The sequence below is a fragment of the Kineococcus esterisolvens genome (assembly GCF_050871405.1).
GTDB lineage: Bacteria > Actinomycetota > Actinomycetes > Actinomycetales > Kineococcaceae > Kineococcus.
The window spans coordinates 1-17,703 of the sequence record NZ_JBJLRI010000078.1 but is presented as its reverse complement, the minus strand read 5'-3'; the positions used below and the strand labels follow the sequence as shown (position 1 = coordinate 17,703).

General features: G+C 70.1%; 19 protein-coding genes. 6 read left to right on the top strand and 13 right to left on the bottom strand.

The genetic code is table 11. The annotated features are described in order from the left end of the window. The first annotated feature begins 308 nt into the window (after window positions 1–308). Window positions 309–1,031 carry a plasmid mobilization relaxosome protein MobC gene (gene mobC, locus ACRYR8_RS18300; protein ID WP_432485923.1) on the top strand — a complete coding sequence of 241 codons (723 nt, stop codon included), beginning with the start codon at window positions 309–311 and terminating at the stop codon, window positions 1,029–1,031. Then, window positions 1,028–2,323, top strand: coding sequence for a relaxase/mobilization nuclease domain-containing protein (locus ACRYR8_RS18295; protein WP_432485825.1), 1,296 nt, complete (start codon window positions 1,028–1,030; stop codon window positions 2,321–2,323). Before mobC ends, ACRYR8_RS18295 begins: the two co-directional genes overlap by 4 nt. Window positions 2,324–2,453: 130 nt before the next feature. Here the strand turns inward: ACRYR8_RS18295 and ACRYR8_RS18290 are convergent, their stop codons facing one another. The 7 genes from ACRYR8_RS18290 to ACRYR8_RS18260 form a co-directional block, all read right to left on the bottom strand. Next, window positions 2,454–3,005 carry an HXXEE domain-containing protein gene (locus tag ACRYR8_RS18290; RefSeq protein ID WP_242124056.1) on the bottom strand — a complete coding sequence of 184 codons (552 nt, stop codon included), beginning with the start codon at window positions 3,003–3,005 and terminating at the stop codon, window positions 2,454–2,456. Between the two features lie 793 nt (window positions 3,006–3,798). Continuing rightward, window positions 3,799–4,017, bottom strand: coding sequence for a hypothetical protein (locus ACRYR8_RS18285; RefSeq protein WP_432485824.1), 219 nt, complete (start codon window positions 4,015–4,017; stop codon window positions 3,799–3,801). A 462-nt stretch (window positions 4,018–4,479) separates the two neighbouring features. Beyond that, window positions 4,480–5,466 carry a phosphotransferase gene (locus ACRYR8_RS18280; protein ID WP_432485823.1) on the bottom strand — a complete coding sequence of 329 codons (987 nt, stop codon included), beginning with the start codon at window positions 5,464–5,466 and terminating at the stop codon, window positions 4,480–4,482. A 166-nt stretch (window positions 5,467–5,632) separates the two neighbouring features. Further along, window positions 5,633–6,235, bottom strand: coding sequence for a hypothetical protein (locus ACRYR8_RS18275; RefSeq protein WP_432485821.1), 603 nt, complete (start codon window positions 6,233–6,235; stop codon window positions 5,633–5,635). Between the two features lie 48 nt (window positions 6,236–6,283). Further along, window positions 6,284–7,519, bottom strand: a complete 1,236-nt coding sequence (locus ACRYR8_RS18270) for a hypothetical protein (protein WP_432485820.1) — start codon at window positions 7,517–7,519, stop codon at window positions 6,284–6,286. Continuing rightward, window positions 7,516–8,472, bottom strand: a complete 957-nt coding sequence (locus ACRYR8_RS18265) for an ABC transporter ATP-binding protein (protein WP_432485819.1) — start codon at window positions 8,470–8,472, stop codon at window positions 7,516–7,518. The genes ACRYR8_RS18270 and ACRYR8_RS18265 overlap by 4 nt, the downstream gene beginning before the upstream one ends. 223 nt (window positions 8,473–8,695) lie before the next feature. Next, window positions 8,696–9,427, bottom strand: coding sequence for a hypothetical protein (locus ACRYR8_RS18260; RefSeq protein WP_432485818.1), 732 nt, complete (start codon window positions 9,425–9,427; stop codon window positions 8,696–8,698). A 360-nt stretch (window positions 9,428–9,787) separates the two neighbouring features. On the opposite strand from ACRYR8_RS18260, the gene ACRYR8_RS18255 reads away from it, so the two are divergent. Further along, entirely contained in the window at window positions 9,788–10,606 is an 819-nt protein-coding gene (locus tag ACRYR8_RS18255; protein WP_432485817.1) for a RelA/SpoT-related domain-containing protein, read from the top strand. 295 nt (window positions 10,607–10,901) lie between these two features. Here ACRYR8_RS18255 and ACRYR8_RS18250 read toward each other — a convergent pair whose 3' ends face one another. The 4 genes from ACRYR8_RS18250 to ACRYR8_RS18235 all read right to left on the bottom strand — a co-directional run bounded on the left by ACRYR8_RS18250 (window position 10,902) and on the right by ACRYR8_RS18235 (window position 13,852). Beyond that, entirely contained in the window at window positions 10,902–11,672 is a 771-nt protein-coding gene (locus ACRYR8_RS18250; RefSeq protein ID WP_432485816.1) for a hypothetical protein, read from the bottom strand. A gap of 325 nt (window positions 11,673–11,997) precedes the next feature. Continuing rightward, entirely contained in the window at window positions 11,998–12,558 is a 561-nt protein-coding gene (locus tag ACRYR8_RS18245) for a recombinase family protein (RefSeq protein WP_432485827.1), read from the bottom strand. A 264-nt stretch (window positions 12,559–12,822) separates the two neighbouring features. Beyond that, window positions 12,823–13,371, bottom strand: coding sequence for a hypothetical protein (locus tag ACRYR8_RS18240; RefSeq protein WP_432485815.1), 549 nt, complete (start codon window positions 13,369–13,371; stop codon window positions 12,823–12,825). A gap of 139 nt (window positions 13,372–13,510) precedes the next feature. Next, window positions 13,511–13,852 carry a hypothetical protein gene (locus ACRYR8_RS18235; protein WP_432485814.1) on the bottom strand — a complete coding sequence of 114 codons (342 nt, stop codon included), beginning with the start codon at window positions 13,850–13,852 and terminating at the stop codon, window positions 13,511–13,513. A 160-nt stretch (window positions 13,853–14,012) separates the two neighbouring features. Here ACRYR8_RS18235 and ACRYR8_RS18230 point away from each other — a divergent pair, with 160 nt between their 5' ends. Then, entirely contained in the window at window positions 14,013–14,855 is an 843-nt protein-coding gene (locus tag ACRYR8_RS18230) for a ParA family protein (RefSeq protein WP_432485813.1), read from the top strand. Further along, window positions 14,855–15,145 carry a ribbon-helix-helix domain-containing protein gene (locus ACRYR8_RS18225; RefSeq protein WP_432485812.1) on the top strand — a complete coding sequence of 97 codons (291 nt, stop codon included), beginning with the start codon at window positions 14,855–14,857 and terminating at the stop codon, window positions 15,143–15,145. The genes ACRYR8_RS18230 and ACRYR8_RS18225 overlap by 1 nt, the downstream gene beginning before the upstream one ends. Before the next feature lie 62 nt (window positions 15,146–15,207). Here ACRYR8_RS18225 and ACRYR8_RS18220 read toward each other — a convergent pair whose 3' ends face one another. Together ACRYR8_RS18220 and ACRYR8_RS18215 are read right to left on the bottom strand one after the other, a co-directional pair. Beyond that, window positions 15,208–15,462 (bottom strand): sigma factor-like helix-turn-helix DNA-binding protein, encoded by a 255-nt coding sequence (locus tag ACRYR8_RS18220; RefSeq protein WP_432485811.1) that lies wholly within the window; start codon window positions 15,460–15,462, stop codon window positions 15,208–15,210. Between the two features lie 26 nt (window positions 15,463–15,488). Continuing rightward, a complete protein-coding gene (locus ACRYR8_RS18215) occupies window positions 15,489–16,430 on the bottom strand; it encodes a replication initiation protein (protein WP_432485810.1) in 942 nt (313 codons plus the stop codon). A 175-nt stretch (window positions 16,431–16,605) separates the two neighbouring features. On the opposite strand from ACRYR8_RS18215, the gene ACRYR8_RS18210 reads away from it, so the two are divergent. Then, on the top strand, window positions 16,606–17,169 hold the full coding sequence (locus ACRYR8_RS18210) for a hypothetical protein (protein WP_432485809.1): 564 nt from the start codon (window positions 16,606–16,608) through the stop codon (window positions 17,167–17,169). Window positions 17,170–17,703 lie beyond the last annotated feature (534 nt).

The window sequence follows — 17,703 nt, the reverse complement described above, 5'->3', positions numbered from 1 at the left end:
GTGCGGCGCTGGGGCGCCGCACGTCCTGCAGCCCTGCGGGCTGCCCCGGCGCGCTAGGGCGTGCCGGAAGGACCCGCGCCGGTAGACTCAGGTGACCGGGATGCGAGGTATGACTAGCGTTACGCTGGCGCTTCACGGCTAGCCACCTCGCTGCCCGCTCGCTTCGCTCGCTGGCAGGGCTCGCCCTGGGGGCGAGCTAGTGCTGGCTCACTTCGTTCGCGCAGCACGCCCGGCGCCAGGGCGCCGGGCAAGGGCACCGCTCGGTGCGCCACCTGCGGGTGGTGCACCGGCAGGAAAGGGAGGCCGCGATGGCAGCGGAGCGCACGCGCACGGTGGCGGTGCGGTTGAGCCCGGAGGAGCACGCGGCGTGGGAGGCGGCGGCTGCTGCGGCGGGGCGGGGGCGGTTGGGGTCGTGGGTGCGCGATGAGGTGAACGCGCGGCTTGCGGAGGGCACTGATGCGGGTGCGGTGCGGGCCCGGGGTGGGCGCGCGAAGAGCACGTCGGGTGGTGCGCCGGGTGGTGCGGGTGTGGGTGTGGGCGTGGATATGGAGTTGGCGGAGGTGCTGGCGCGTTCGTCGGTGCTGCGCGGTGAGCTCTCGCGGGTGGCGAACAACTTGAACCAGGCGGTGCATGCGGTGCATGTGCACGGGGTGCAGTCGGGGGTGCTGGCGCAGCTGCGGGCGGCGGTGGTGGAGGTGCGCGCGGTGATGACGCTGGTGCAGGAACGGGTGGCGGCATCGGGTGCCTCGGCTGCTGCTTCGAGGGGTGGTGCCGGCACGTCGGCGACGTCGCCGGGAGCGTCGAGAGGGGCTGCGGTGGCCGCGGCGGCGAAGGGGAAACGGGCGCCGCGGCGGGTGGCGCCGGCGACGCCGAGTGCGCCGTTCGGCACGCCGCTGAGCGCACCGTCGAGCGCGCCATCCAGTGCACCGTCGAGCACACCGGGGCCGGGGGATCGGCCCGTGCAGCGGCCGGGGCAGCAGCCGGTGAACCCGTGGATCACCGGCGGTGGTGCGGGTGGTGGTGGACGGTGATCGCGAAGATCACCCGGGGGGAGCGGGCGGGGGATCTGGCCGCGTATCTGCACGGGCCGGGCACGAAGGAGGAGCACGTGTACGCCGGGCGGTCCGGTGGTGCGGTCATCGGCGGCAACGTGTGCCTGGACGGCAGCCGGGACGGCACCACGTGGGCGTGGATCCTCACCGACGCAGCGCGCACGAGGCCGGACATCACGCGCCCGATCTGGCACGCCTCGCTGCGCTGCGCACCGGGGGACCGGACCCTGTCGGATGAGGAGTGGGCGGAGGCGGCGGCGGTGTTCGCCGAGGCGATGGGCTTCGTGGATCCCATCGGCTCGGACGTGCCGTGGGAGCAGCGCGCGACGCAGCCGTGGGTGGTGGTGCGCCACGGTGATGACCACGTGCACGTCGCGGTGTCGCGGGTGGGCTTCGACGGGCGGGTCTGGCACGCGCGGCAGGACTACCGCCAGGCGCAGGCGGCGTGTGTCCAGCTGGAGCAGCTGTACGGCCTGAGCGTCGCCCCGCGCACCTCGACGAAGGAGACGCAGCGCACCGCCGATCACCAGCTCAGTGCCGGGGAGTGGCGGCGCGGGCAGCGCACCGGGGCCGCTCCGGAGCGGGTGCAGCTGGCCGAGCGGGTACGCGCCGCCGTGGACGCGGCAGCAGGTGCGGGGCGGGAGGGTTTCGAGGCCGCGCTGGAGCGCGCGGGCGTGGGGTACCGCGCGAACGTGGCGGCCAGTGGGCGGGTCAGCGGGTACTCCTTCACCCTGCCCGGACATGTCGATCAGGCGGGGGAGGCGGTGTGGTTTCGCGCTTCGCAGCTGGACCGGGCCCTGTCGTGGTCGAAGGTCGCCCCCGTCCTCGAGACACCGGCGCAGGCGCCGGACGTGGTGGTGCCCAAGCGGGCGCTGGAGTCCCGCGCCCGGCACGAGCGGCGCACCGAGCAGGCACAGGCCGAAGCGGTCGCGCAGCAGCAGACGCAGCGGCTTCAGGCGCTGCCGGAGGTGGTCGCCGCGCGGGTGAGCGGTGATGACGCGTGGTGGGCGCAGCGCCGGCGTGGTGGGGAGCAGGCGGGTGCGGCGATCGCTGCGCGGGCGCGTGAGGAGGCGCACCTGGAGCAGATCCGCCGGCTGCGTGAGGCCTCCTTCGGTGCCGCGCCCGGCCAGGGTGGTGCGCGCACGGGGTCCGCGGAGCAGGCAGCGACGCGGGCGGTCACGGCGGCCGTGCGAGCGGCGCAGGCAAGACCGAACCGCGCGGGTGGCGACCGCTCTCGTGGTGCCGGGCGTGAGGACGGACTGGGACGCTGAGCCTCACCGGCAGCGAAGCGAACGCGCTACGTCAGCGGGATGACCGTGCGTGTCGGCGAAGCGATCTCCAACGCCCTCCTCCGTAAAGGAGGGGGAATGGCCTTAGCGGCGACGAGATCGAGCTGCACCCTCAATCGGTCGCGGAGTCGACCCTGCGCCTGCTGCGTCGCTGGAGCGCGCGGGCGAGGCCTTGGCAGGCGAAGGTCGCCGGCAGCAGGAGGAGGGCTCCTCGCACGTAGGGCACGGGCCCTTCGATCAGCGTTCCGGTGGACCGTAGCGATTGACGTGCGCGACGCGTGTGGGGAAGCAGGACGGTCACGGCGGTGAGGACTCCCGTGGAGTAGCCCCCCAGCCAGCAGCTGGCGGCGAGGTGGGTGAGGACATGGCCCTGCAGGCCGGCCAGCACGTACTGGTAGAGGGGATCGCCTCCTGCCGAGCGGCGGCCTCGCTCGGTGGCGAAGGCCACCAGCACTCCCATCAGGGCGATGGCCGTGGCGGCTTCGACGGTGCTCACCTCCACCCGCTCGGCGGCGCGGCGGGCGGTCGGTGACGGCGAGCCGCGCAGGCGGGTGGCGAGGCGTCGTGAGGTCGCGGCCATGGTCAGGGCTTCTTCGAGGTCGTGGACGAGCCAGGTGAGGAAGAGTTCCGCGGCCAGCGCACGCTCACGGCTGCTGGGCGTCACCACCGCTGCCAGCGGCCGGCGTCGGTTCGCGCATGGGGAGGGGCGCACCGGGTCAGCATGCCGTTGGTCACCTCGTTGCGTGCGCACGAGCCCACTCGCAGCCGCCCGCACTTCGACAGATGAGTGAAGTCCTCGATCGACCATGATCGCGCCTGGACGCCCCCATGAGCACATCGGCTGCGGCTGGGCACTGGCCGGTGGTGAGGGGCGGCGCGCATGCTGGAGGGGTGCCCGTGTACGTGGTCTCCCTGGTGGTGGACGAAGCGCGCCCGGACGCTGAACCCTCCAGCGGCCTGCAGGGCCAGGTGGTGGGCCAACCGCGGGTGGTGCAGCAGCGGTGGGATCGCAGCCGCTTCGACGTGCTGCACCGGCCGGGGGTGGTCTCGGTCCTGGGGCGGGTGTGGGCCCGCGACCCGGGAGGTGCGCACCGGCGGGCGGAGCAGCGCCTTCGCCGGTCGTGGCGGGTGCCGTTGGGGCAGGTGCGTGGGGCGCGGGTGCAGCGTCTGCGCTGGCACGTCGGGCGGCGTGGCCTGTACCGGGAGCTGGATGCGGTGCCGCCTCGTCCACGTGGTGGGGGGCCTGCTGCGGCGGGGGTGCGTCGGCCCGTGGGGTAGTGCTGGGCCTGCTCGGCTCGATGCGTGGTCGTGCCGCGAGGTGTCTTCGAGTGTGCGCGGACGGCGGGATGACTGTGAGGTCGGCGGCAAGAGCGCGCAGTGCCGGGTACCTCTAGCCGTGCGGCACCGATGGTGTGCGGTGGAGCGACGTCATCAGCCCGACGGCGGTTCCCCGCAGATCAGCGCGTGCGGGTCTGCTCCGGTGTGCGAGATTCGGCGCGCTGCGGCGCGTGGTGGTGCTTGGTGGACCACCGGAGCCAGTAGCCGGCCACGACCGCGGCTCCGGTCAGCGTGGCCAGCACGATGCCGGTGCGCGCTTGCGGGTACGCGAACAGCAGCAGTGACAGGCAGATCGCGCCACCCAGCACCAGCAGGGCGGCGATGGTCTTCTGCAGCACGGGCTCGTTCCCTTCCTCAGTGGGACTGCGGTCGTCCTCGACGCAGCTGGGACGGTGCCCGCCGGCTTGCTGCCGCGGTCGTGCGTGCGGCGTCAGCGCTGCGTCCGTGTGCACCCTGACCGTGATCCACGGGTGCACCACCTCATCCACCGTAGGCGCCTGGGCTGCAGCCGTCACGGTGGAGCGGAGGTGGGGCGGAGGTGGGGCGCTGCTTGCGCAGGTCTACGGGGTGTGACGTCCAAGGTCGCGAGGTCGCGGCCAGTCATGATCGCGCATGGCCAGCTGCGTGGTCGCTCACCGCGGCTTGCTCGGCAGCGATCGCGTACTTTCCGACCGCTCGACCATCGACAAGTCCGTGAAGTCGCCGGGCCGCCCTGGACCGCGCTCTGTCCGCGGGATGACCGTGAAGTCGTAGACCCGCCGTGACTGCCATCGGATCGCGGGATGACCGTGAAGTCGCCGTTAGACCCAGCGGGTGCGCAGCCACCGCACGCTCGCCTCGCCGGAGGCGTGGCGGCGTGCCTGCGCCTGCGCGCTCTGCAGCGGCACCGGGCGCGCCGCAGCGTGGCGCCAGTAGCTGGCGAGGGCGACGAGGAAGGAGTCCACCGCCCAGGGATCGGCGCCAGCGCCGCGGGAGCTGGCAACGAAGGCGTCCTCAGGCTGGACCGAGCCGGTGTCGGAGAGAAGTAGCAGGCAGGCGGTGTCGATCCACGCCTGCCCGGTGCAGGCCCGTCCCCAGTCCAGCAACGTCATCGCCGGGTTGCCCGCGGCGTTGGCGGCGCAGTCGATGTCGTCGGCGCCGTCCGCCCGCTGGCTGAGCATGACGTTGTCGTGGCGCAGGTCGAAGTGCAGCAGCACGTCCCCGGCGGCCGCCTGTTTCCAGCTCTCCTCCAGCGTCACCAGACGCTCCAGGTGCCGGCGTTCGAAGTCGCTGAGGTGCTCCAGGTGCAGCTCATCGCGGTGGCCGGTGCGGGCCAGGTCTCCGTAGGTGCTGCAGCGGCCGGCCATGCGCTCGGCCACGGTGGGCAGAGTGGACAGCGGCGCAGGGGTCAGCAGAGGTGCCGCGGCGTCGAGTGCGGCCAGGACCGCTCGTAGTTGCTGCGGAAGCCACGGTTCGGTGGGCTGGTATCCGGTGGCGACGTCGAAGCCGAGCACGATCCAACCCTCGTCTTCAACTGCCAGGCGCAGCCGCGGGGTGGGGACACCGGCGGGCAGGACCGCCGCCAGCTGTGCTTCGGCGCGGTAGTCCAGGCCGAAGGGGTCGGTGGTGCGGGCGGCCTTGAGGAAGAGCGCATCACCGGTTGCGGTGCGGGCGATGCCAGCGGGGCGATCGGCGGGGCGCTGGACTGCGGTGACGGCGTCGCTCCAGCTGGTGATGGGGGCGCCGAGTTCGGCGTGAGCGCAGTGGTGCACGGCCTTGGGCAGGGAGGTCCATGCCGTGTCGGTCATGGGGGCAGGCTCCCGTGCAGCAGGTGGTGGTGTCAGGTGGATTCATCGCGGCGCTCGATCTTCGGCAATATTCGGGTGATCCTCGTGCTCAGCTTGCACCCGGACATCGACATGTCGGGACGTAGCCGACGCACCGGTCGCCACGTCTACCTGATCAACTCCGGTTTCATCTGCGGCGGCCTCGCCCGGTGGCGATGAAGGCCACCGCGGACGCCACGGCCACCGTCGCGGCCGCGGCGACGGGGATGGCGTCCAGGACACCGCCGATGGGGCCGCCGAGGGGGGTGATGTAGGCCAAGCCCACGGTGAGCAGCCCCACCCCGAGCGTCCACACCCAGCAGTCGGACCGCCCGAAAGCTGCCACGGTGAACCCGAGCGCGGTCAGCAACAGGCAGAAGACGAGCAGGGCGTGTTCACCGCGCGCGGCGAGGTAAGTGCCGATACCGGCGCCGATCAACAGCAGCGCCACCGCGGCGCGCAGCGCCCGCGAGGTCGCGCCGCGGGCGCTGACCCGCTCCATCGGACCGAACACGTCGCGCAGCGGCAGCTGGGCGAGGGTGACGTGCACGACGGTCAACGGCCACACCAGCGGCAACGGCTGGCGGGTGACCCCCAGCACCTGCTGCTGCGAGACCAGACCCACCGCGACGATCACCGCCGAGCCGATGAGCGCGTACAGCCCGCCGTAGGCGCCCACCAGTCGCCACAGCCGTCCGGTGCGAGCGTTCACCGCCACCTGCCACTCCCGCTGGTCGTGGTGGTCATGCATCCACCGAGGTCACTTCGAGCAGGTCACCGTCTCGTTCGCGGTTCTCGCTCACAGGTTCCCGGTCACGACGTCGCAGTCGGCGATCACGTCGAACGCCGACTGCACCGCGGTGGGCACCGGTCGCGCCGGGGTCTGACCGGCCAGCACGGCGTCCAGCCACGGCCGGACCCGGTCCTGGGCATCGAGGATCAGCGGTGCCCGCTCGGCGGTGAACACCTCCCGGCACTGGTGCGGGCGCAGCAGCGCGGCGAGCACCCCGGATCGGGCGTAGCCGGCCGTGCCGCCCCCGGTGTCGTGGATGAGGGTGGGATCGAAGTCCAGCGGGGCTGCGCCGTCCAGGTCGGCGTAGTGGTCCAGGCGCGTGACCGTGTACCTGGCCGGTCGGGTGAAGTCGGTGCCCGCCAGCGTGCGGTAGGCCTTCGCCAGGGAGGTCTGCACCGGCACCAGCAGCCGCGTCCTCGAGGCAGGCCCGCACACTGCCGGGGCGCTGCCCACGCACCGGACGGGTTCGCTGCTGACGACGTAGACGCCCTCCCGCCAGGGCCACACCGCCGGCGCGAGCGCGGCGGCGAGCACCAGCGCCGTGCACGCGGCGAGCACGCCTCGCCGAGCCGGGGCGGGGCGGTGGGCCTCGCGGGCGGCGACGGCTGCGAGCAGGGCGAGGACGAGCGCGGCCGCGATGGTCGCCACCGCCTGCACCGCGGGGCGCTGCAGCCCGGTCAGGGTGCCGAACGTCGTCACCGCCTCGAACGGGCCGCGTCCCCAGGGTGAGGCGGCCACGGTGCCGGCCAGCACGGTGACGGCGGCCACCGGTGCGGCCACGAACCCGGTGATCGAGGAGGGCAGGAGCATCGCGACTGCGGTGCCCACCAGTCCGGCGGCGAGCAGGGGGGCGGCGATCTCGGCGAAGACCCACCAGTCGGTGACCCCGACGCCGTCGTGGGCGGTGACGAGGAGCGCGGCCACTGCCCAGACGACGACGTACGCCAGTACCGCCCACACCGTGATCGCAAGCCCCGGGGTGAGGACCTGCAGCCGGTGCCGGGCGGTGCCGAGCGTCAGGTGGGCCAGGGTGGGGCGGAAACGCCGGCCGGTGTCGAAGGCTGCCGCGGCGGCTACGAACGGGGTGGTGACCAGCACTGAGGCGGCGCTCAGGCGCGTTGCCCAGTCCAGCTCCAGGCGCCACTGCTGCTGGGTCAGCAAGGAGATCAGCACGAAGGCGGCGATGAGCACCGCCAGCGGGGTGCCGAGCCCGCGGCGCAGCCACAACCGCAGCCCGGTCACCGAGCCCCTCGCTCTCGTGCGCCCGGTGTGCCCGGTGCACCGTCGGGGTGGGTGCTCTCCGCGGCGATGGCGCGCAGGAATCCGGCTTCGACCGCGCTGCGGCGGCCGGTGACCTCGATGCCTTCGGTCAAGGCGGCGGTGGTGCCGTCGAAGACGACGCGCCCGCCGTCGAGGACGATGACGTGGGCGGCGAGGTCTTCGACGTCTTCGACGACGTGGCTGCTCAGCAGCACGGTGGCAGGCAGGGCGCGGATCAGCTCGACCATGCCGCGTCGCTGCTGAGGGTCCAGCCCGGTGCTGGGCTCATCGAGCAGGATCACTTCCGGCTGTGAGACGAGGGCTTGGGCCAGGGCCAGGCGGCGGGTCATGCCGCCGGAGAAGGTGCCGCACTTGCGGTCGGCGACCTCGTGCAGGCCGACCGCGACCAGGCACTCCTCAGCGCGGGCTGAGGCCGCTGAGCGCGGCAGGCCCCGCAGCCAGCCGAGGTAGGTGACGACGTCGCGGGCGGTGAGGTTGGCGGGAAAGGACGTCGCCTGCGGCATCAGCGACACCGCGGCCAAGGCGGCGCGGCGGTGCGTGCGGGAGTACAGGGCGTGTGAGGCGATGTGCACTGCGCCGGTCTTGGGGGTGAGCAGGCCCGCGCAGATCGACATCAGCGTGGACTTGCCGGCGCCGTTGACGCCCAGCAGTGCGGTCACGCCTGGCCCGACGGTGAAGGTGACCTCGGATAGCGCGTTCGCACCGGTGTACCTGAAGGAGATGCCCTCCACCTGTAGTGCGGCCATGCCAGCAGTCTGCCCGCTGGTGATCCATCTTCGGTGGACGCGGCCGTCGGGGAAGTACCGCTCTGGACTGCTCGGCATGCTCGGGTGCAGGCCCGTGACTCTGCTCTGGGACTGCACGCTCATCAGCGGTAGGCGGGTGATCGTCGTGCTCAGCTTGTGCCCGGACATCGGCATGTGCGGTAAGTCGAGGCGGTCGCCTGCCCCGTAGATAAAGGACGTTCTCTGCGGGCCTCTGAAGGTGTCGCATCGCTTGCCCGGATCAGCGCCCATCGACTCAGCCGGGTCCGAGTCTGCAGCCAGGCGGAGGCGCTGGGCCTGAAGCGCCAGGCACGTTCGGCAACGTGCCGAACAGCACTGGCAGCCCTGCACTACGTGGGCGGCGGGAAGGTGGTCACCCCCCGGCCAGGGCGTTCCACTTCTCTGGGGAGCCGCCCCACGGCATGCCGTATACCTCGATCGTGGCGGGCTGCTGGGGCAGCCCGGTGAGGTCCATAACGGAGAAGGGCACGGTGCCCGAGGCCGGGAGGGCGTTGACGTAGCCGGTAGTGCCGGTTAGCAGCTTGCCGCTGTCATCGCGGTACAGCGCCGTGACGGCCATCGACCCCACCGCCTCGCTGAAGGGGTTGGCCAGCTCTCCTACCACCTTGCGGGAGTGATTCTCCCCAGTCCGCTGGATCCCGGTGGCCGTGAAGGACGGGTAGTCGGCGGGAGTGGTCTGGGTCGGATACCAGTCCACCGTGGCGTAGGTGACCTCCAGGACGGCCGGCTCGGCCGGTGCGTTCAGCAGCCCGGCCCAGGCGATGTCGGCACCTGGGGGCAGGGCGTTGAGGGTCTGCTGATGGGTGGCCAGTACCTGCCCGCCGGCGTCTCGTGCGGTCACGGTGATGACGGGGAAGGCGCCGTAGTGGGTGGTGTTGGGGTTGCGCAGCAGAGCCGCCCAATGCAGGTACTTCTCCTCTCCCGTGCCGGGGGTGCTGGTGTAGGCGGACTCCACCACTGTGAAGGGCTGAGCCTGCGCCGAGGTGGTGGTGCTGCCTCCAGCCTCGGCGGAGGTGGTGCTCGGAGTCGGTTCGGTGGTGGAGGACGTGCACCCGGTGAGCAGCAGCGCGGCGGTGGTCGTCACCGCGGCCGCCCAACTGCGTCCTGTACGAGGAGGCCGGGCAGCCCTGCTCGCCTCGGTCAGAGCCTGCGGCTGTCGTGCATCGCCTCGCGTCATCAGTGCAGGCTAGAGGGCACCGTTCGGCGTGTGGCCGCCAGCGTCGAGGGCGCGGATCGACACCGTAAGGCCGGTTACGGGTCCTTGGACGCGTAGAAGTTGCGAGGTGAGGTGCCGATACTGCTAGAGCCGCTGTGGTACTCGCTCGGCCCTAGTGATCTTTTGGGTGATCCGTGGCAGAGCGTGGACTAGGCACACCAAGCCGCTAGCGACTAGCGTGCATGAGCTGCTCCATTTTCTATGGATTAGACACAAAGGTGGCCTACTGTGGAGAAACTAAGCAACTCTCAGCTAAAAAAGATTGGTAAGGCGTTGGTAGATGGAAGTGAAACCGACGATCAGTTAAATCAGCTCGACGAGCTCTTGTCTCGATGCGATGAAGTTCAAGTTCAAGCTAGCGAAGTACTAGCTAGGTCACTCTCCTCAGTTACGTTAACTTCCGGTGGGAAGCTTGAAGTCCGAGGGCGCGCAAAAACACTAATAACTTTGCGAGAAAAACTGGTTAGGATGGGAGGCCAGGCACTTCCGGTAATCCGCGACCTTGCGGGCTTGCGCATCGTGGGAGACATGACAATTACCGAGCAAGACATGGTTCTCAACCATGCATGCGATGCGTTGGGAGTAAGTGCAGAACAACGAAAAATTATTGATCGACGCCAGATTCCGATGCGTGGTTATCGAGCACTTCATGCTGAGTTTCAACTAGACGAAGTCCGAGTTGAACTACAGGTGCGAACTCAACTGCAGCATGTATGGGCTGAGGTTTATGAGCGGGCTGGCGATAAGTTGGGAAGATCGATTCGTTACCCGAATGATGAGTCAAGTCGGTCGGCGACTCCTGAAATTGCAGAATTTATCGGCACCATGGAAAATTTTTCGGCGATCCTACAACAACTAGAGGACGCCAGATCTCGGATATCTAACCTAAGCAACAATGCGGTTGGTTTAGATCCAAGTACGGGGGAGCCGTTCGGCATCTCCGACGTGGTAGCGGAAGAAGCCAAAATCAGAAGCTCACTCACCTCTAAATTGGTGGGCATTGGTCGTATGCTTGATGAGCTACCCGTGTCGAAGGAGGCGCAATGAAATCTTTTGTGTTGGTATACAACCGACCTACCGGAAAGCTGACTTATCGAGAATTTCCCGAGGGGAAGCGCCGCGAGGCATTCGCTTGGCGGTCCGAAGTGCAACGCTCGGTTGGCCCTAGCGATGAGGTTGTAGTCTTTCACGCGGATCGGCTTGAGGACTTAAAAAAAACTCATCGACGATACTTTGAGAATGCGGCTCAAATGAGTCGAAACTTATTTCGCCCCGAGGAGTAGGGTTGAACTCAAATCTCGATTTAGTTGGGGTAAGCCGAGCAGCACTCGATGCGAAGCGATCAGGAAGCGATTCCTACGCTGGAGAGGTCGACGAGGTCACGTAGCCGGATGGTGACACCGTCGCGGACAAAATAATCTGTCTGCTCTGCGCCTGGCGTCCACTCAGCTCCGGCAACTGCGTCCAGCAAGGTTGGCAAGTTCGGCGCAGTCGCTCTGCGGGCTCGTCGAGCGGCATCCTCAAACTTAGACAAGGTATAGACCGTCTGGGCGAGCGTGTTCAAGCCGTTGTTGATGGTTCCGCGCTTGAAGTCCTGGTTGGCTGACAGGCCGGAGAGGAGAACCTCGTCATAGGTGGGATCGAGGGCGATGTAGCGCAACTCCAGGTCTCCCCGGAGCGCTCTGAACCGACCGCCCGTCGGCCAAGGATTAGCGCCGGGGTCGTTTCCCTGCAGGACAACGTCGGTGCGGCCGAGCAGGGGAGCCGAGTTTTGCCGGGCGACATCAGGGAACTGCCCAACCGTGGTATCCACGAATCGATCCAAGGTGGGAAAGCGCAGCACGCAGTGTCCTACGAAGTTGTCGGTTTCCGTAAAGTATGGTTCGCCAACCCCATACGCAGTTCCACCTCCCCGCTTCATGTTGTGTACCTCGAGGCGAACTGGCTTGATTTCTACCGGTACGCCGAGAGCGGTGTAGACGATGCGCAGCTCATGAGCCGCTTGAACGCACACGTTGCCCGGTGCGCCGGAGTAGGCGACATGATCAAGGACGAGTAGGGGAGGCAGCATGGTGAGGAGCTGATCCGGTTCGCCACGCTCCAGCAGCTTCAAAATTACATTGGGGTCGCTCGACAAGCGCTGCGGCCGGTAGCCAGCCTTATCCCGTCGAGCACGTGGAGCCGCCGCTGCGGTTGAGTCGCTGGGCTTTCGAGTCGCGGTGCGGTTGGGAACTCGCTTCTTCGCCATGGATGTCCTTTAAGGTTAGAACGGCAGTGGTCGTGGTTGGGCATGTGCGCCTTTTGGGTGAACATGTTATCGGGCCCCTCTGGCACCTCGACCCTAATATACGAAATGGTACTTTAGAAGCCGTTGCAGAAGTTGATCCAGTCTTCTGGCGTGTTGCGTTGAGTAAGGCGCAGCTTAGATCGCTGTGACGTCAAGCGCTTGTGTTCGGGCAGGCGGTCAAGGCCCGGTACAGCGTTGCCCGGCTGACGCCCACGGCCGCGGCTACCTCACCGGCGGAGCGCCCGGCGGCCAGCAGGCTCTGTGCGGCGGCCAGCTTCGCCGGTGTCATCAGCGCGGGTCGTCCTCCGCGCCGGCCGCGGGCGACGGCTGCTTCGAGGCCTGCGGCGGTGCGCTCCCTGAGCAGGTCTCGCTCGAACTCGCCCAGGGCGCCGAAGAGGTGCAGCACCAGGCGTCCGGTGGCGGTGGTGGTGTCGATGGACTCCGTCAACGACTTGAAGCCCACTCCCCGCCTGTCCAGGTCGTCGATGAGCTGCAGCAGGTGGCGCAGCGAGCGGGCCAGGCGGTCCAGGCGCCAGACGACCAGCACGTCGCCGGGCCCCAGGCGGGCCAGGACGTCGTCCAGGGCGGGACGTGCGGCCAGCGCGCCGGAGGCGGTGTCGGTCCACACCCGGTAGCACCCGGCGGCGGTCAGGGCGTCGTGCTGCAGGGCGGGATCCTGCGCGGTGGTGGAGACGCGGGCGTAGCCGAGCAGGTGACCGGGCCGCCGGGTCGGCTGTTGATCGGATGCCCGGGTGGGTGCGGCACTAGGCGTGATCTTGGAGGCGGTGGCGGGGGTGCGGCTGGACACGCACGGGACCGTCTCAGAAAGCACCGACCGGCCGCTGGTGAGACGCACGTTTCGGACACGGGTTCTGAGACGGCGTGTCGCGGCTTTAAGACCACTCTCCCGGGGTGTCTCAGAAACGGTCGATGTGAGACGGCAGGTGGTGCGCGTCCAGTGGTAGTCGGTAGGCGATTACACGGAGGGCATGATGTCCCACGGATCACCGTCGGTGCCGTCGAAGGCCTTGGCCGCGCGCAGGTCGCGCAGGTCGGAACCGACCATGGTCTGCTCGTGTGCCGCACGCTGGGCTGGCGACTTGCCGGACCACATCAGCTCGTCGAGCTCCTCGTCGCCTTCGTGGCGGGTGCCGTGGTGGGCAACCTGCTGACGTAGGCAGTCCGCTACGGCCTTCTCGCCGACCTCACGCGCGTGCTCGAAGGCGCGTTGCACGTGCGGGCGGGGTCCAGGCCACGTCGCGGCGGGGTGCGAGTCGAGGTGCTGGTGGTAGCAGAGGAGCACCCCGTAGAGCAGCAGCTCCTCGCGTGTGCTGGCTTCGCTTGCCACGCGTGGGCCGATGAAGAACATGAGGCCGGCCATCCCGTAGAAGTAGCGGTCCTTCTCGACGGGGTCGTCCACCGCCAGGTGCAGCGGGCCGGTGTCGGACGCGGCATCCACCTCGGCCAGCCAGGTCTCCACGAAGCTGCTCAGGTCCGTCCCGGCGATCTCGTAGCTGGACCTCATCGCATGCTCATCTCGCGGCGCACGCCGGTGACGCTAACCGAGGTCGGGTCCCCTCTTGGGGCGAACGGCACTGAGCATGCAGTGGGCACCGGTTGCACGGGACGTGCGTCCCGGTGCCACTCCCCCACCGTCGGTGATCTCAACGCCACCGGCGGCAGAAGAGGCTGCCGATCGCGCGGATGGTCGCCGGCAGCTGCTTCGGGTCCTTCGCGGCGACCGTCTGCAGCACCGGCGTCAGCCGCCAGATCATCAGCACCACGGCGATGACGCCCAGGGCGGTGACGGCCACCCATGCGACGGCAAAGGCATCGGCCGCCGCGGGCGCGGACGGCAGCAGTGCGGCCGGGCCGGTTCCGGGCGGCAGGGTGGGCGAGGTGACCGGTGCCGGGATCATGCAGGTGCTCGGCGGGCTCGGGCAGGTCGTGTTCGTCATGCCGGCGGTCTCGACGGTCGGTGCTGGGAAACGGAGCGGGGCGGTCATGGGGCGCACCGTGGAGGTCGGCACCCCGTAGCGTCGCGGGCTCGTGAGCCCGCAACGGCGTGGCTCCCGCCGCGGGCACTGGCCCGCTGGTAGACATCGGGTAGCCACTGGTAGGCGGTGGCTAGTCCATATCTACCCGTCGCCGGTGAGGAGCTCGTCCGTGTTCACCCTCGCGATCGCCAACCAGAAGGGCGGGGTGGCGAAGACGACGACGGCGGCCAACCTCGCCGACGCCGCCGCCGAGCTCGGTGCGCATGTGCTGCTGGTGGACCTGGATCAGCAGGGCAACGCCACCGCCCTGACCGACGCCACCGCCCGCGTCTTCGACGGCAACGCCTTCGGCAAGCCGCAGCAGCTGACCGTCTCCGACGCCCTGTACGCCGCACAGGAGCGCGCCGGCGCCCCGGTGCAGGCCGGCACCGTGCACCAGGTTGCGGTGCCCGCCGGGCAGCACTGGTCGCCGCGGCTGCGGGTGGCGCCGGCCAACCAGGACCTCGCCGCCCGCAACGGTGAGACCTTCCCCGGTGCCGCCCAGCGCCTGGCGGTGGGCCTGCAGGAGCCACCGGGCCCGCTGGACCTGGTGGTGCTCGACTGTGGGCCCAGCCTCGGTGGGCTGTTCCTGGCCGCGATGCACGCCGCCGATGCGGTGGTGGTGGCCAGCGAGGCGGCCGACAACGCCCTGGAGGGCATCCCGCGCACCTTGGAGGTCCTCGCGCAGGTGCGCGCCGCCCGCGGTGGCGCCGCCCCGGCGCTGTTGGGGGTGCTGCCCACCGCGCTGGCGCGCGAGGCCCGTCAGGGCGAGCTGCTGGACTTCCTGCGCTCCTCGTACCCCGACGTGCTGGCCCCGGTGCCGCGGCGGGCGGTGGTGCGCCAGGCAGAGGGCGCCCACGCTCCCGTGCGCGCCTTCGGCGCCGCCGGCCGGGAGGTCGCCGACGTCTACCGCCAGCTGGCCGAGCACGTCCTGCACGTCGCCGGCGTCCGCCCGTCCGAGGAGGTCTCCTGATGCCCAAGCCCGCCACCCGCCTGCCGCAGGCCGCTCCCCCGGCGCCCGAGCCGGCGCCGATGCTCACCCCGGCGCCGGACAACGGTCGGCCCTTCGCCGAGCAGCCCGGCCAGCAGCCGGCCACCGGGCAGGCACCCACGCGCATCCCGCGCCGCGGCAAGCAGCTGGGTGCCCGCATCCCTACGGACCTGTACGAGCGGCTGGTCGCGTGTGCGCAGGCCACTCGCATCCCGCAGGGGCGGCTGATCGAGCGGGCCCTGGACGCGGAACTGAAGAGCCACGGGTTCTAGCCAGTGTCTACCCAATGGCTACCAAGTTGGTAGCCATTGGGTAGACGGTGGCTGAGCGTTGGCTAGACCGCAGAGTGCTCGGTGTCCTGGGATGCGGCCAGCTTCTTGGCCTCGTGCAGTAGGCGGCCGACGGTGCCGATGGGCACGTCCATCTCCGCGGCGATCTCGCGGTGCTTCAGGCCCTGGGCGCGCAGCTCCACGGCGCGGTCGCGGCGGGCCTTGGCCCGGGCGAGGAAGTCCTCGCGCGGCTCCGCCACCAGGCGCTTGACGGTCGCGGGGGAGACGCCGAAGTGGGCAGCGGCTTCTCGAGCGGTCATCTTCCGACGCGCCGGTCGCTGAGCACTCACAGCACGACCTCCGCCATCTGCTCTGCCGTCACCTTCCGACGAGTCAAGGATGCCTTAGCGGCGTTGCGGCGGCGTGCCTCCGTCTGAGCAGGTGTGCTGCTCTTGCCAGCCTTGCTTCGGGCAGTTGAGGCGCTGGGCTGGGCAGCGCGCTTCAGGCCGCGGGCGGTCTGTACGCGCACCAGGCCCTCGCGGGAGAGGTTGCGCCAGACCCAGCGCGCCACGGACTGCGCGGTGTGCCCGACCTCGGGCTGCGGCAGGGGCACGGCGAACTCGGTGTTGATGTTGATCGCCACCGCGGTGACGGTCTGCTCCCACTCCTGGCGGTCGTCGTAGCGGTAGCGCGCCGGGTAGGCCCAGGTGCGCAGCGCCTCGAAGAGGTGGTGGTTGCGGCCCAGGCCGCTCTGTTCGCGGGCGTGCTTGGGCAAGGAGCGCGGCAGCAGGGTGCCCAGGCCCTCGGCGAGCTCGCGCAGCTCGTAGGGGCGCGCTCGGCCCCAGTAGGGGTGCCAGCTTTCGTGGGTGGGGTTCTTCGTCAGCAGCCCGGCGTAGCCGGCGTCGCCGTCCAGGGCCCGGCGAAGGCCTTCTTGCACGCGGGCGGCCAGGGCCAGGGGGGCGGTGCGGGCGGCGTCGGTGCGGCACACGGGGGAGGAGAGCACCCAGCCGACGTGGCCGCGGCCGCTGACGCCCTCGGCGACCCAGGACGGCTCGGGGTGCTCCAGGGGGCGGCTGATGGCCCGCAGCAGGGTGTCGGGGTGGTCGACGTCGACGACGAGCATCGACAGCAGCGCCTTGGGGGAGTGCTCCAGGTAGCGGCGGGCCAGGGCATCAGGGCGGCTCTGCCGCCAGCACCCGCGGGTCAGGTCGTCGGTGGCCAGCGGGCGGCGCGGGGACCACGCATCGGTCCAACCCTGCGCGTCCAGCTGTGCGGCCTTCCCTGGCATGGCGCACACCGTGGCAGCAAGATCGCCGACCGTTGCCCGGACACGCCGACGGCTCCCCAACTTTCTTCGAGTGGCTCAATCAGGGCTAGCCAAATCAGGTAGTTCCGTCCAGACCGTGCGGAATCCGCCACTCCAGCCCACCCGCTGCCATCGTGAGGGAGCGCGGGGGCACCCCTTGCCGCAGGCCCTGCTGCTGCCCTGGTGGGCACCGATCCTCTCCGCTCTGCTCGCCGGTCTTCTCGGTCTGGGTGCCGGCCTCAGCAGCGTCTTCCTGACTCGGCGCTTCACCCGGGAGCAGCGCCAGCAGGACCAGCTCAACGAGCGACGTCTGGAGCAGCGCGACGTCCTGATCGAGCTCATCGACGCCGTCGAGCACTGGGCACCCCAGGCGGAGATGGCCTCGCTCCTCATGGGCAAGGGCACCTTCGACGACGTCCTGGAGTACGTCGACACCGACTCGGGCGAAGCCGTGCGGGAGTCGGTGCGTGAGCTACAGCGCGTGCTCGTGCGGTGCCGGCTCATCGTCACCGACCCCGAGCTGCGGCCGATGGTGCTGCAGATGGTCGCTCACCAGCTGCGCCAGGCCGACGAGATCAACGGGCCCCTCCTGGAGGTCGCCAAGCGTGGCGACGCGATGGAGGAGATCCTCGCCAGCATCCGCTTCTACAGGGACGTGAAGCTGCTCGCTGTGAAGATCCAGGAGAGCGCGTTGCGTCGCCTGGCTACGCCGCACTCGTGACGCGGAGGGTCTTCCGGGCGAGGGGCCGTTGCCGTGCGGGTGCGCGGCGCTGCGTACGGGGTGCTGAGCGCTGCTCTGGGCGGGCACGCGTAGTGCAAGAGGTGTGACCGATCAGGCGCCGCGTGAGTGCTGCGGCAGGTTGTCGGTGGTGTGGGCGGTGACGTCGTGCGGGCTGCTGCCGCCACGGTGGGCGGACGCGGCCAGTTGGTGCTGCGAGCTCGTTTCTGGCGGTGCTGGTCTACGCGGTCGCCCGTGCGGCGCTGGCGCGCCCAGCGCGACGGCGCCGCACGCCGCGTTCGAGCACCGCCACGCCGGTGTTCGTGCGGCCCGCTCAGGTGACGGTGCACCGCCGACCCCGGCGTGGCGACGACCACGACCACAACAACGACTGCGCCCACCACAACGGCGCTGCGGTGGGCGCGGGGGGGGGGGGGGGGGGGGGGGGGGGGGGGGGGGGGGGCGGGGGGGGGGGGGGGGGGGGGGGGGGGGGGGGGGGGGGCCGCGGGGGGGTGGGGGGGGGGTTTTTAAATAGCA